Annotated in this window: 10 protein-coding genes; 1 reads left to right on the top strand and 9 read right to left on the bottom strand. The window is 64.0% G+C overall.

Annotated elements, in window-relative coordinates; all coding sequences use genetic code 11:
* Nucleotides 1-31: 31 nt before the first annotated feature.
* The gene (gcvP, locus tag MB818_RS15435) at nt 32-2,890 is read left to right on the top strand and encodes an aminomethyl-transferring glycine dehydrogenase (RefSeq protein WP_238905658.1); all 2,859 of its coding nucleotides are present in this window, start codon (nt 32-34) and stop codon (nt 2,888-2,890) included.
* Between the two features lie 86 nt (nt 2,891-2,976).
* On the opposite strand, the gene MB818_RS15430 is transcribed toward gcvP, so the two are convergent.
* The 9 genes from MB818_RS15430 to dctP all read right to left on the bottom strand — a co-directional run bounded on the left by MB818_RS15430 (nt 2,977) and on the right by dctP (nt 14,460).
* Nucleotides 2,977-3,891: a LysR substrate-binding domain-containing protein gene (locus MB818_RS15430; RefSeq protein ID WP_234140141.1), complete on the bottom strand. Its 915-nt coding sequence runs from the start codon at nt 3,889-3,891 to the stop codon at nt 2,977-2,979.
* 137 nt (nt 3,892-4,028) lie between these two features.
* A complete protein-coding gene (gene katG, locus MB818_RS15425) occupies nt 4,029-6,224 on the bottom strand; it encodes a catalase/peroxidase HPI (protein ID WP_255700163.1) in 2,196 nt (731 codons plus the stop codon).
* Nucleotides 6,225-6,375: 151 nt separating this feature from the next.
* Complete coding sequence (gene cuyB / locus MB818_RS15420) at nt 6,376-7,071, bottom strand: cysteate racemase (protein ID WP_234140140.1); 696 nt, start codon at nt 7,069-7,071, stop codon at nt 6,376-6,378.
* A gap of 112 nt (nt 7,072-7,183) precedes the next feature.
* Nucleotides 7,184-9,619, bottom strand: coding sequence for a GcvT family protein (locus MB818_RS15415; RefSeq protein ID WP_234163298.1), 2,436 nt, complete (start codon nt 9,617-9,619; stop codon nt 7,184-7,186).
* Nucleotides 9,620-9,814: 195 nt separating this feature from the next.
* Complete coding sequence (locus MB818_RS15410) at nt 9,815-10,756, bottom strand: carbohydrate kinase family protein (protein ID WP_238905702.1); 942 nt, start codon at nt 10,754-10,756, stop codon at nt 9,815-9,817.
* A 65-nt stretch (nt 10,757-10,821) separates the two neighbouring features.
* The gene (locus MB818_RS15405) at nt 10,822-11,604 is read right to left on the bottom strand and encodes an alpha/beta fold hydrolase (RefSeq protein ID WP_369426334.1); all 783 of its coding nucleotides are present in this window, start codon (nt 11,602-11,604) and stop codon (nt 10,822-10,824) included.
* A complete protein-coding gene (locus MB818_RS15400; RefSeq protein WP_234140138.1) occupies nt 11,580-12,881 on the bottom strand; it encodes a TRAP transporter large permease in 1,302 nt (433 codons plus the stop codon). The genes MB818_RS15405 and MB818_RS15400 overlap by 25 nt, the downstream gene beginning before the upstream one ends.
* Nucleotides 12,881-13,390 carry a TRAP transporter small permease gene (locus tag MB818_RS15395; RefSeq protein ID WP_234145736.1) on the bottom strand — a complete coding sequence of 170 codons (510 nt, stop codon included), beginning with the start codon at nt 13,388-13,390 and terminating at the stop codon, nt 12,881-12,883. Before MB818_RS15395 ends, MB818_RS15400 begins: the two co-directional genes overlap by 1 nt.
* Nucleotides 13,391-13,464: 74 nt before the next feature.
* Entirely contained in the window at nt 13,465-14,460 is a 996-nt protein-coding gene (dctP, locus tag MB818_RS15390) for a TRAP transporter substrate-binding protein DctP (protein ID WP_238905656.1), read from the bottom strand.
* Nucleotides 14,461-14,634: the final 174 nt, after the last annotated feature.

Below are 14,634 nucleotides of genomic sequence, written 5' to 3'. Positions count from 1 at the left end.
GGCGCCAACCGCCTGACGAGGACCCAGAGCCATGGCCTTCAAACTCACCGATTACGAAGCCTACGATTTCGCCAACCGCCGCCATATCGGACCCAGCCCGCGCGAGATGGCCGATATGTTGCAGGTGATCGGCTTCAAGACGCTTGACCAGCTGATCGACGCCACCGTGCCGCCCTCGATCCGGCAGAAAGAGGCGCTGGACTGGGGCCCCGCCATGACCGAGCGCGACGCGCTTTATCACATGAAACAGGTGGCCTCGAAGAACAAGGTTCTGACCTCGCTGATCGGCCAGGGCTATTACGGCACCACCACCCCGGCGCCGATCCTGCGCAACATCCTGGAAAACCCGGCCTGGTACACCGCCTATACCCCCTATCAGCCGGAAATCAGCCAGGGCCGGCTTGAGGCGCTGTTGAACTTCCAGACCATGGTCAGCGACCTGACCGGGCTGGACGTGGCCAACGCCTCGCTGTTGGACGAGGCCACCGCGGCGGCCGAGGCGATGGCCATGGCGAAACGCTCCAGCCGGTCCAAGGCCAACAACGCGGCCTTCTTCGTCGACAAGAACTGCCACCCGCAGACCGTCGCGGTGATCCGCACCCGGGCCGAGCCGCTGGGCGTGGATGTGCAGGTGGGCGACCCGTCCGAGCTGGAGGCCGGCGCGGTGTTTGGCGCCATCTTCCAGTATCCGGGCACCTATGGCCATGTGCGCGACTACACCGCCGAAATCGCGGCGCTGCACGAACATAACGCCATCGCCATCGTTGCCGCCGACATCCTGTCGCTCGCGCTGCTGAAATCGCCCGGCGAGATGGGTGCCGATATCGCCATCGGTTCGACCCAGCGCTTTGGTGTGCCGATGGGCTATGGCGGCCCGCACGCGGCCTATATGGCCACCACGGACAAGCTCAAGCGGGCGATGCCGGGCCGGATCATCGGCGTCAGCATCGACGCGCGCGGCAACAAGGCCTATCGCCTGGCGCTGCAAACTCGCGAACAGCATATCCGCCGCGAAAAGGCCAATTCGAACGTTTGCACCGCCCAGGCTCTGCTGGCGGTGATGGCCTCGATGTACGCGGTCTATCACGGACCCGACGGGATCAAGGCGATCGCGCAATCGGTACATCGCAAGACCTCGCGCCTGGCTGCCGGGCTGGAAGAGCACGGGTTCAAGGTTGAACCCGACGTGTTCTTCGACACCATCACCGTCGATGTCGGCCCGCTGCAAAAGACGGTGATCGAGGCCGCCGTGGCGCGTGGCGTCAACCTGCGCAAGGTGGGCAGCGACCGGATCGGCATTTCGCTCGACGAACAGACCCGCTCCGAGACCATCGAGGCGGTCTGGGGCGCCTTTGGCATCGACAAGAAGGATGACAGCGTCAAGAACCGCGCCTATCGCCTGCCCGATTACGCGCTGCGCGATACGCCCTATCTGACCCATCCCATCTTCCACAAGAACCGGGCCGAGGCCGAGATGACCCGCTATATGCGGCGTCTGGCCGATCGCGACCTGGCGCTGGATCGGGCGATGATCCCGCTGGGCAGCTGCACGATGAAGCTGAACGCGACCATCGAGATGATCCCGGTGACCTGGCCGGAATTTGCCAACCTGCATCCCTTCGTGCCCGAGGATCAGGCGCATGGCTATCTCGAGATGATCGACGACCTGTCCGAGAAACTGTGCCAGATCACCGGCTATGACGCGATCTCGATGCAGCCCAATTCGGGCGCGCAGGGGGAATATGCAGGCCTGATGACCATCCGCAACTATCACGCGGCTCAGGGGCAGGGGCACCGCAACATCTGCCTGATCCCCACTTCGGCGCATGGCACCAACCCGGCCACCGCGCAGATGGTGGGCTATCAGGTGGTGCCGGTCCGCTCGGACGATCACGGCAATATCGACCTGGCCGATTTCCGCGCCAAGGCCGAGCAGCACAGCGCCAATCTGGCGGCCTGCATGATCACCTATCCCTCGACCCATGGCGTGTTCGAGGAGACGGTGCGCGAGGTCTGCGACATCACCCATGAACATGGCGGCCAGGTTTATATCGACGGGGCCAACATGAACGCGATGGTGGGTCTGGCGCAGCCCGGCGAGATCGGCGGCGATGTGAGCCACCTGAACCTGCACAAGACCTTTTGCATCCCGCATGGCGGCGGCGGCCCCGGCATGGGTCCGATCGGGGTCAAGGCGCATCTGGCCGAGCATCTGCCGGGCCACCCGGAATACGGCACCGCCGTGGGTCCGGTTTCGGCGGCGCCCTTCGGCTCGCCCTCGATCCTGCCGGTCAGCTGGGCCTATGTTCTGCTGATGGGCGGTGCGGGCCTGACCCAGGCGACCAAGGTGGCGATCCTGAACGCCAACTACATCGCCGCGCGGCTAAAGGATGCCTATCCGATCCTCTACACCTCGGCGACGGGGCGGGTGGCGCATGAATGCATCCTCGACACAAGGCCGCTGAACGACGAGGCGGGCGTGACGGTGGACGACGTGGCCAAGCGCCTGATCGACAGCGGGTTCCACGCGCCGACGATGAGCTGGCCGGTGGCGGGGACGCTGATGGTCGAACCCACGGAATCCGAACCCAAGGACGAGCTGGACCGGTTCTGTGACGCGATGCTGTCGATCCGGGCCGAAGCGCAGGAGATCATCGACGGCAAGATCGACGCCGAGAACAACCCGCTGAAACACGCGCCTCATACGGTGCGTGATCTGGTGGGCGACTGGGATCGGCCCTATAGCCGCGAACAGGCCTGTTTCCCTCCGGGTAACCTGGGCGTCGACAAATACTGGCCGGTGGTGAACCGGGTCGACAATGCCTATGGCGACCGCCACCTTGTCTGCACCTGCCCGCCGATGGATGCCTATGAAGAGGCTGCCGAATAGGGGATCGACCGGGGCGGGCAGGGGCGCTCGCTCTGCACCATAGGTTCTGCACAAGGGTCGCACAAAATGTGCGGCCCTTTTGCGTGTCATGTCCTGGGTGTCAGCGTCTCGCGGTAGAGCGCGGTGATCCAGGCAGAGAACAGACGCACCTCTTCTCGCCGGGCAGCGGTGTCGCGGGTCACAAGGTAATGTGCCCGCCGTTTGGGCAGGCGCAGGTCGAGCGGTACAACCAGATCACCCTGATCAAGATAGGGTCGGGCAAAGCTCTCCAGCACCATCGTGACTCCCTGGCCCGCAGCAACGATCTGCAGTGCGTTCAGCGAGTTATCGACCCGCATCCAGTCTGCAGTGGCGCCGATCCCCAGCCCGTGCAGATCCGACCATTTGCCCCAATCGGTTTCCGACCCGACGATTTGCACCACCCGCGACCCGGCAAGTGCTTGTGCGTCCAGCGCGTCGCCAAGGCTTGCCGCGAAATCCGGGTGACAGACGGGGATCGCGGATTCGTGGCCCAGATGCTGCATCAGGCTCTCGTCCCAGTTGCCAAGTCCCCAGCGGATATCCATGTCCAGTGCGGCGGTGTCGAACCGGTCCGCCCATACCGAGGTCGAAAACTGCACTAATATGTCGGGATGCTCGTCCTGAAACCGGTGCAACTGCGGCGCGATGACCAGCGCGGCGCAAGAGATCGCCGCGCGGACCTGTACGACCCGTTTACCTTGCACCCCGAATAACCCACCCGTCGCCGCCGCCATTTCGTCAAAGCTTTTGCGAATTGTCTGCGCATAGGCCTGGCCGATGTCTGTCAGTGTCACGCCTCGGGGGAGGCGTTGGAACAACTCGGCCTTAAGATGCCGTTCCAGCAGACGGATCTGTTGGCTGACACCAGCGGGGGTCATACCCAGTTCGTCGGCGGCGGCCGAAAAGCTCTGATGCCGCGATGAAGCCTCGAAGGCCCGGAGCCATGTGACATGTGGCAGGGCGGGGGGATGCGAACGCATGACAGCTTCAACTCAGGTGGTTCCAAACGTCACGAGGTTAAGTCAGGGTTTGACCAAATACGAGGGGGTCATCACTGCATAATACAAAACAAAACGGGGCGGCAGGGGCCGCCCCGTTTTGCTCTTTTGTGTCCAGATCAGGTCAGGTCGAACCGGTCCGCATTCATCACCTTGACCCAGGCGGCGACGAAATCGGCCACAAAGCTGGCCTCGGCATCGTCCTGGGCATAGCGTTCGGCCAGCGCGCGGAGCTGCGAGTTGGAGCCGAACACCAGATCAACCCGTGTCGCGGTCCAGCGCGGCGCCCCGCTGGTGCGGTCACGGCCTTCGTAGACGCCCTTGCCCGACGGTTTCCACTCGGTCCCCATGTCCAGCAGGTTGGTCAGGAAATCGGTGCTCAGCACGCCGGGACGGTCGGTCAGGACCCCATGGGACGAACCGCCATGATTGGCGCCCAGAACCCGCAGACCTGCGACCAGAACCGTCATTTCCGGCGCGGTCAGACCCAGAAGCTGGGCACGATCGACCAGCATCTCCTCGGGCGAGGTGGAAAGCTCGCGCGCCTGATAGTTGCGGAACCCGTCCATCACCGGTTCCATCACCTCAAAGCTCTCGGCGTCGGTCTGCTCGGCGCTGGCATCGCCCCGGCCCGAGGTGAAGGGCACCTCGATCTGGTGACCGGCGGCCTTTGCCGCCTGCTCGATACCGGCGCAGCCCGCCAGCACGATCAGGTCGGCCATCGACACCGATTTACCGCCGCTGTTGAACCCGGCCTGGATCCCTTCGAGCACGCCCAGCACGCGGGCCAGTTTCGCGGGCTCGTTGACGTCCCAGTCCTTTTGCGGGGCCAGGCGGATACGGGCGCCATTGGCACCGCCGCGCATGTCAGAACCGCGATAGGTCGAAGCCGAGGCCCAGGCGGTCGACACCATGTCGGACACGCTCAGGCCCGAGGCCAGGATCTGTGCCTTGAGCGCAGCGGCATCCGCCGCGTCGATCTGGGCACCGGCGGGAACCGGGTCTTGCCAGATCAATTCCTCGGCGGGCACTTCCTTGCCCAGATAACGGGCGCGCGGACCCATGTCGCGATGGGTCAGCTTGAACCAGGCGCGGGCAAAGGCATCGGCAAACTCGTCGGGGTTGGCATGGAACCGGCGCGAGATCTTTTCGTATTCCGGGTCCATCCGCAGCGACATGTCGGCGGTGGTCATCATCGGCGCGTGGCGTTTGTCCGGGTCAAAGGCATCGACAACCATATGCTCGGGCTTCACGTCCTTGGCACGCCACTGGTTTGCACCTGCCGGGCTTTTGACCAGTTCCCACTCATAGCCGAACAGCACGTCGAAATAGCCCATGTCCCACTTGGTGGGGTTGGGTTTCCAGGCGCCTTCGATGCCGCTGGTGATCGCGTCACCGGCCTTGCCGGAGCCATAGGTGCTGAGCCAGCCCAGGCCCATCGCCTCGACCGGGGCCGCCTCGGGTTCGGCGCCCACATGGGCGGCGTCGCCCGCGCCATGCGCCTTGCCGAAGGTGTGGCCGCCCGCAACCAGTGCCACGGTTTCTTCGTCATTCATCGCCATGCGGGCAAAGGTTTCACGCACGTCGCGTCCCGAAGCGATGGGGTCGGGGTTGCCATCCGGGCCCTCGGGGTTCACGTAGATCAGGCCCATCTGCACGGCGGCCAGCGGGTTTTCCAGATCGCGATCGCCCGAATAGCGGCTGTTGGGCTTGTCCGAGGTGGCAAGCCATTCGCCTTCGGATCCCCAATAGATGTCCTCTTCGGGTTCCCAGATGTCGGGGCGGCCGCCGGCAAAACCGAAGGTCTTGAAGCCCATCGATTCCAGCGCCACGTTGCCAGCGAGGATCATCAGGTCGGCCCACGAGATCTTGTCGCCGTATTTCTTCTTGATCGGCCAGAGAAGGCGGCGGGCCTTGTCGAGGTTGCCGTTATCGGGCCAGCTGTTGAGCGGGGCAAAGCGCTGGTTGCCGGTGCCGCCACCGCCGCGCCCGTCGGCCAGGCGATAGGTGCCCGCGCTGTGCCATGCCATGCGGATGAAGAGGGGGCCGTAATGGCCATAGTCGGCGGGCCACCAGTCCTGGCTGTCGGTCATCAGCGCGGTCAGATCGGCTTTGAGAGCGTCGAGATCGAGCGATTTGAACGCTTCGGCATAGCTGAAATGCGCGCCCATCGGATCCGATTTGGACGAATGCTGGTGCAGCAGTTTCAGATTGATCTGGTTGGGCCACCAATGATGGTTGCGCATGCCGCTGCCTGCGGCATGTCCATGCATCACCGGGCACTGGCCTGCGCTGGGGGCGTCGTTTCCGTCCATGTCTGTCTCCGATCGTGAGTTGATAGAATGGGTTCAAGCACCAGAAGGAACCGGCACTGGCCGGGGCATTCTGATGTCATGAGAGGAGACTAGCAAAGGAAATTGATCGGAATAAGTTGCATTTTCCGATCTATTTCATAATGAAAAACTATTACTCTTCGCGTGTATGATCGCGGATCGCTTCGGCCAGCACATCGACCGTGTCCATGACAGGCGGGGTACTGGGCAAGCTGTCGGCAATCAGGGAGAACTCAGAGCAGGCGACAAAGATGAGCGCTGCGCCTTTCTCTGCCAACTCCTCTGCCGCGCTGGTCAGGATCGCGCGCGCGGCGGGCACCGGCCCTTCGGCCTTGATGGTGCGAATCGCGGTCAGCATGCGGTCGCCATCCTCGGGCCAGAGCGGGGTCAGTTCGGCCTCGTCGAGGGCAGCGTCAAAGACGCCCGCCATCCGCACGGCGGGCGAGGCGAGCAGACCGACCCGCGCGCCCGGTGCCAGCAGCGCGCGCGCGCGTGCAACTGACAGGGTCACCATGTTCAACAGCGGGATCGACACCGCCGCCTCGATCGCGGGGGCATAGTGATGGGCGGTGTTGCAGGGCATGCCAAGCGCGGTGGCACCGGCCTGTTCCAGCCGCTGCGCCATCTGCGCCAGGGTGGGGCCGGGATCGGTGCCGGTGCCCTGGATCAGATGCGCGATGCGCGAGGGCACCTGCGGGTTCATGTCGATGAGCAGCGGCAGATGATCGGCATCATCGGTCGCCGTTACCGTTGCCAGCAACCGCTGTTGCAGCAAGATCGTCGCCTCGGGGCCCATGCCGCCAAGGATACCGACCACGCGCCGGGTCATGCCGGGCACCGGTCAGGGCAGGGGAGAAGGCTGGGCATGTCGGTGTCCTTTCGGTTCGTAAGCATCAGGGGGCTGCGCTAACGAAAGCCGCAACCGGGCGGATAGGCAAGGGTCAGCCGCGCATGCGGGCATGGTCGGGATCATAGGGCGAGGGCGCGATCACCTGCGCGGTCACCATGTCACCGCAGAGATCCAGCATCATGCTGCTGCCCGGCGCCGCCATCGCGGGATCGACAAAGGCATAGGCCAGGTTCTTGCCGATCCGATAGCCCCAGCCGCCGGACGTCACGGTCCCGACCACCTGTTGCCCCTGCATCAGCGAGGCGCCCGGATGCGCGGGGGCGTGGGTCGTATCGACATGCAGGGTCACCAGCTTTCTGCCGGGGTCCTTGCCCTGCCGGTCCAGCAGCGCCTGCTTGCCGATGAAATCACCCTTGTCGAGCTTGACGAACCGGCTGAGCCCGGTCTCGAACGGATCGAATTCGGTGATCAGATCGGCTTTCCAGTGCAGGAACCCTTTCTCCATGCGCATCGAGTCGACCGCGCGCGCGCCAAAAAGCGTGAGGCCATGCGCCTCTCCGGCCTTTCGCAGCGCCAGATAGGCGGCATAGAGCGCGGCATTGGGGACGTGGATCTCATAGGCCAATTCGCCCGAGAAACTGACGCCCAGCACAGTGGCAGGCGCAAAGCCGATGAAACATTCACGCACCGACAGCCAGGCAAAGGCCGCGCGCGACCAGTCGCCCCGGGCGCAGGATGAGAGCACGTCGCGCGCCCGGGGACCGGCCAGAACCAGGATGGTCTGGTCATTGGTGAGCGAGCGGAGATGCACGTCCTCATCCGCGCGCAGGTGGCTTTGCAGCCAATCCATGTCATGAAACTCGCTGGCGGCGGCGGATCCGTACCAGACCCGGTCAGGACCCCGATCCGAGGCAGGCAGGTTCGCCACCGTCGCCTCGCCCTTGATCCTGCCGTGATGGTTCAGCAGATAGCACAGCCCGACCCGGCCCGCGCGTTTGGGTACGGCGCCGCAGATCATCCGGTCAAGAAAGGCGTGCCGGTCGGCACCAGTGATCTCGATCCGGTTGAAGCCGTTCACCTCGGCCAGGCCGACGCCGGACTGTACCGCGTGCACCTCGGCCCCGATCAGGTCAAAGGTCTCGTCAAAGGTAAAGCCGAGCGTTGGGTGGAAATCGGGCGCAGGCTTGATGTAATCCACCCGCTCCCATCCGTTGACAACGGTGAATTCGGCGCCCTCGGCGGCCAGAACCGGGGTCAGTGGAGTTGTCTTGGCGGGGCGTCCGGCGGGGCGGTGTTCATGCGGAAAATGAAAGCGGAACTCGTTCTGATAGTCCTCAACGGCCTTCAGCGCGGTCAGTTCCACATTGGCGTGTCCGGTGAACCGGCGCGGGTCGATCACCCAGGTGTCATAGCAGGCCTCGCCATGTACGATCATCTGCGCCAAGAGCCATCCATGACCGCCGCCCTCGCCCAGACCGGCGCGCAGGCCGATGGCGCAGAACGCGTTACGCTTGCCGGGAATGGGGCCGATCAGCGGGGCGCCGTCGATCGTATAGGTAATCGGGCCGTTGACGATGGCGCGGATGCCGGTCTCGCGCAGGGCGGGCATGCGGGCAAAGGCACCTTCGAGCACGTCCATCACCCGATTCACATCGTCGGGGCAAAGGGCGTTGACGAAATTCGGGTCGATCCCGTCCATGCCCCAGGTCTTGCACGCCTGCTCGTAGAAGCCGATCAGCAACCCGTTCTTTTCCTGCCGGCAATAGTAGTCCGAGATCGGGCAGCGGATCAGCGGCATGCGGTGGCCTGCCGCCACGATTTCCGGGATATCCTCGGTCAGGAAATACTGATGCTCCATCGAGGCGACCGGGTGATGCACGCCCATCATGGCGCCCACCTCGTTGACGCGGTAGCCGCAGGCATTCACCACGATGTCGCAGTCGATATCACCGTGTTCGGTATGCACGGTCCAGGTGTCGTCCTTGTGCTGGGTCAGCGCGGTCACCGGCGTGTTTCGATAGATCTCGGCCCCGGCCTTGCGCGCGTGATAGGCCAGCGCCTGGCACAGCTGGGCCGGGTCGATATCGCCATCCAGCGGATCCCACAGCCCGCCCAGCAGGTTCTCGGTCGAGATCAATGGATGGCGGCGGGCGCATTCGGCGGCGTCGATCACCTCGAAATGCACATCCATGCCGCGCGCCATCGAGGCGAAATGACGATAGCCCTGCATCTGCTGAGGCGTGTTGGCCAGCCGGATGCCGCCATCGCCATGGTGATAGTTGATCGGGTATTCCGGGTTCTCGGCCAGCGCCTTGTAGAGCGCGATGGAATGGCTTTTCAGGCCCACCATGGTCTGGTTCATGCCGAAATTGGTCACCTGTGCCGCCGAATGCCAGGTGGTACCGCTGGTCAACTCGTTGCGTTCGACCAGAACCACATCGGTCCAGCCTTCTTGTGTCAGATGATATAGCGTTGAACATCCGGCGATGCCGCCGCCGATGACAACAACCCGAGTACGCGTTTTCATATGTGATGTCTCCGAAAACTCCACCTGCATTAGGGGGGAGGCAATCTTCTTCCGGCAATAGGCGATCGCCGGATCAACGAACAGCAAAACGAGTTTTCGATGTCTGAAATATGAGTGGCAGGCCGAAAATGGATTGGGGTAAATATACCATAATCCTTATTATCACACAGGGACCTGTAGACCGGACCGTTGACCTCAATCCGGTAGAAAGCCCAGTTCATGAGCCCAAGGCGGGTTTGACCCAGGGCGTGATATGGCAAGTGCGGCCACGTGCGCGCCAAAGTTCAGTGCTATCGTCAGGGCATCGGGGGGCAGTTCCTTCAGCGCAGCCGGAGTTAACAGACCCTGTTTCAACAACGAGACTAGGAGCCCGGCTATGAACGTGTCCCCTGCGCCGACGGTGTCGGCAACGGTGACGCTGGGTGCGGACACCGAAACATCGGAGCCGTCCGGCAGGTAACCTGTGGCGCCCGCCGCGCCGCGCGTCACCACCACCAGCGCCGGACCCAGAGCCAGCAGGGACCGCGCCCCGGTGCGCAGATCGGGCGCCTCGGGGTAAAGCCAACCCAGATCCTCGTCCGAAAGGCGCAGGATATCCGCCCGCACCATCATCGCGGTAAGCCGGGTGCGATAGCGCGCCTCGTCCTCGACAAGGGCGGGCCGAATATTGGGGTCGATCAGCACCACCCGCCCTGCCCCGTGGCGGCTCAGCAGATCGGCATAGGCGTCGGCGCCGGGTTCGCAGGCAAGGCTGATGCCTCCGAAACACAAGGTCTTGGCTGCCTCTGGTAAAGGGGGAAGTTCGGCGGTATCCAGCATCCGCCCGGCGCTGTTTTCATCGTAAAAGGCATATTCAGGCTGGCCATCGCGCAGCCGCACAAAGGCAAGCGTGGTCGGCCGATCCACCCGCGCCACGCCCGACAGGTCCACGTGGCTGGCATGCAGGGCCTCGGCCAGCTGTTGGCCGAACATGTCGCGTGACAGCGCCGTGACCAGTCCGACCCGCTGTCCCAGCCGCCCCAGCGCAATCGCGGTGTTGAGCGCCCCGCCCCCCGGTTGAGGCAGGAAACCGCGTGCCCCACCGATAGTGGGGGCCGGGATCATGTCGATCAGCGCTTCGCCGCAGCACAGGATCATCGCCACCCCCGTTTCGCCTGATGCGCGGGCATTTCAGCGCAAATAGGGGTGGCTGGCCAGAGGTATCAGGTCTCGGTCAGGAAATCGGCCAGAATCGCGTGGAAGAAGCCCGGTTTCTCAAGATGCACCGCATGCGAGGTGCCGGGCACCACCGACAGGCGCGCATCGGGGATGTTGGACCAGAGTGAATGGACCTGCGGCCAGCGATAGGATTTGTCGCTGTCGCCCCACAGGACCAGGGTCGGCATGCTCAGACGGGGCAGTGCCGCGCGCCCGTCCCAGGCGGCCATCGCCCCCAGCCCGGCCATTGCCGCCTGCGGGTTGGCCCGGGCGCCGATTTCGACCAGCAGCGGATAGCCCGCCGCCGCCGCACCGGCCTTGAACCAGGTGGCCCCGATCCGGCGGATGGTGCATTCGACCCCATCTGCCAGCAGCCGTTCGCGCGAGGTGTCGATCGGCTCGAACCGGTCGGGCATCAGCCCCAGCGGCCCGGTGCCGTAAAGCACCAGCCGCTTGACCGCATCGGGCCGGTCGGCGGCCATCTGCTGCGCGATCATGCCGCCCATGGAATGGCCGACCAGCAGGAACTCGGCGATGCCAAGCTCGTCCAGCAGACCCAGCACCGCAGCGGCCATCTCCTCGATGCTGGCGCATCCCGGCCGGTCGGCGGCAGCGCCGAAGCCCGGCAGGTTGGGCGCGATCACGTCGAACGCGTCCTTGAACCGGGCGATTTCCTGCGCCCACTGTGCGGCACCGCCCAGGTAGCCGTGGACAAAGACCAGAACCGGCCCGGACCCTTCGCGCAGATATGGCAGGCCCGGCATCAGCGCATCTGCTCCGGCAGCCACAGCGCCACATCGGGTGCGATGATCAGCACCGCGATCAGCAGGATCATCGCCGCGATGAAGGGCAGGCAGCCCATGATCACGTCACCGATGGTGACCTGATCGCGGCTGATCGCCTGGATCACGTAGAGGTTCAGCCCAACCGGTGGCGTCAGCACCGCGATTTCCATGGTGATGGTGTAGACCACGCCGAACCAGATCAGATCAAAGCCCGCGGCACTCATCAGCGGATAGATGGTCGGCAGGGTGATGAAGGTCATCGACACCGGCTCCAGGAACATCCCCAGGATGATGTAGAACACCAGCACGATGGCCAGAACGGTATAGGGCGACAGGTCGAAGGACAAGAACAGCTCGGTAAATTGCTGCGGCACCCGGTAATAGGTGAGCACGAAACCGAACAGCACCCCCGCCGACAAGAGCAGACCCAGATAGCCCATGGTCCGCATGGTGGAAAAGATCGCCTCCTTGAACCCCTGCCAGGTCAGCCCGCCGACCCAGAAGGCCAGCAGAACCGTCAGCGAGGCGGCGACGGCGGCGGCCTCGGTGGGCGTGGCGATACCGGCATAGATGGCAACCGTGATCACCAGGCCGATCAGCACGACCGGGCCGACCGTGGCCAGGATCATCCGCATCGGCATCTTGGCGGCATCCTCGCTGCCGGGGATGTCTTCGGGGCGCAGCATGCCCCAGATCAGCACCACGACGACAAAGCTAGACACCAGGATGATGCCGGGGATGACACCGGCGATGAACAGGTCGCCGATGCTCTGATCGGTGACGATGCCATAGAACAGCAGGATCAGGCTGGGCGGGATCAGCACCGACAGGGTGCCACCGGCGGCCAGCACACCCGACGAAAGGCGCTTGCCATAGCCCAGCCGCAGCATCTCGGGCAGGGCCACGCCGCCGATGGTGAGCGCGCCCACCATCGAGGAACCGCAGACCGCACCGAACCCGGCGCTGGCCCCGATGGAGCCATAGGCCGCAGAGCCGCGCAGCCGCACGCCCTGATGCAGGAACTGATAGAGGTTCGGCCCGATATTCGATTTGCCTATCAGCTCACCCAGGAACACGAATAGCGGCACCGCCAGCAGGATATAGTCAATCCAGACGCCCCAGAGCTTCAACTCCGAAGACACGATCGAGGTTTTCCAGCCCTGGATCTGCCAGAGAAACGGCAGCGAGGCTGCGGCCAGCGCAAATGGGATCGGCAACCCGATGGAGATGAAGAGCATCAACAGGCCCAGCAGTCCCAGGCCGACAACATACCATTCCATTAGAGGTCTCCCGACGGGGCCGGACGCATGATCAGGCGGATCAGGCGCAATGCGGTGTAGAGGGTGAACAGGACCAGCGCGACCGCGCCCGGTGCCCAGAACATGTAGCGGGGCCAGTGCAAGATCTCGGAGGCCACGCCCGAGTTGAACGAGCGGATCGTGGCGCTGACACCGGCATAGGCAAAAAAGCCCCCGACCCCCAGCATCAGCAGGTGATTGAGAATGTCAAAAAACCGCCGCGCCCCCGGACGCAGCTGGTCGGTCATCATGGTCACCTTGGGAAAGGCATCCTCGCGCAGGGCAAAGGCGAGCCCGGCAAAGGCCACCGGGAACAGCAACAGCGCGGTGGCCTCGGTCACCATCCGGTCGGGCTTGCCCAGACCATAGCGGACAAAGACGCCGTAGGTGATCCAGACCATCTGGACCAGAACGATGACGGCCCCCAGCCCGGCGAGCCATACGACGCCGCGCTCGACACCCCGGATCAGGCGGTCGATTCCGTCACTCATGACAGACCTCTCAGGTTTTGATTAAGCGGCAACTGTGGCCCCGGTCAGGCGGGGCCACAGGGATTATCCGCCGATCAGGGCGCGTGGCTGGCCAGCAGCGAGCGGATGCTGTCGGCAAGCTCGTTGCCGCAGGCATTGTTCACGGTCTCGTCCCATTTGGGTTTGACGCTGGCGATCAGGCTGGCGCGCTGGTCGTCCGAGATGGATACGGCCGCCCCGCCGCCCTGCATGACGGCATTGCCGACCTGCTGGTCGACCCAGGCCTCGTAGCGGGGTTGAAGCCAGGCTTCGGTCTCGGCCGCCGCGGCGGTAAGTGCGGCCTGCTCATCCGCGCTCAGCGCGTCGAACTTGGCCTTGTTCATCATGTACTGGATGTTGCCATAGAACAGGTTGGCGTTGACCATATAGGGCATCACGGTCCACAGCTTCCACGAGGAATAGGTGGCCACGCCCATGTTGATGCCGTCGACCACGCCGCGCTCGGCGGATTGGAACACTTCCTTGGGGGCCACAAAGACCGGCTCGCCGCCCCAGGTTTCGATCATCATCGAGACCAGCGGCCCGATCGAGCGCACCAGCTTGCCGTCCAGATTGCCGATATCGGCAACCGGCTCTTCGAACCACCATTCCTGATCGTAGGAGTAGTTGGAGTTAAAGAGCGGCACCAACCCGGCATTGGCAGCCTCGTCGCGGATCAGTTCGGCATAGGCGGCGTCCAGCCCGGTCTGGTTCTCAAGGCTCACCTCGGCGGGATAGAGCGAGGTGACCGCATAGCAGGGCAGCCGGTTGTCGGCATTGATCCAGCTGATGTCGGACACACCGCCCTGGACGGAATCGACGCCCTCGGACCAGCCATGCAGCGTGGCCGAGGGGAACACCTCGACCTTGACCGAGCCGCTGGTCTTTTCAGCGACCAGATCGGCGAAATGGGTAAAGCCCGCGTAGCGGATATCGGCTTCGTTCACATAGGTGCTCAGCCGCAGCGTGGTTTCGGCCGAGGCCGTGCCCGCCACCAGGCCACAGGTCAGGGCCAGCGCGCTTGCGGTTGCGGTTTTCAGGTTCAGGGTCATTCAGTGTCTCCCGGTTGGATGGGCGGGGGTGGTTCGGTTCTTGATGCCGTCTGCCCCGCATATGTGCTCCGCGTCCTCAGCTGGTGACGGTCGGATGCTGGTAAAAGGCTAGGCACGGGTCGGGCGTTATGGCCAACTCAAATACATCATTAAACTATGCGAATGTTGCATAAA

It is taken from the genome of Ruegeria alba (genome assembly GCF_022321465.1).
In the GTDB taxonomy this organism is placed as follows: domain Bacteria; phylum Pseudomonadota; class Alphaproteobacteria; order Rhodobacterales; family Rhodobacteraceae; genus Ruegeria_B; species Ruegeria_B alba.
This window is presented reverse-complemented; position numbering and strand designations above follow the sequence as displayed.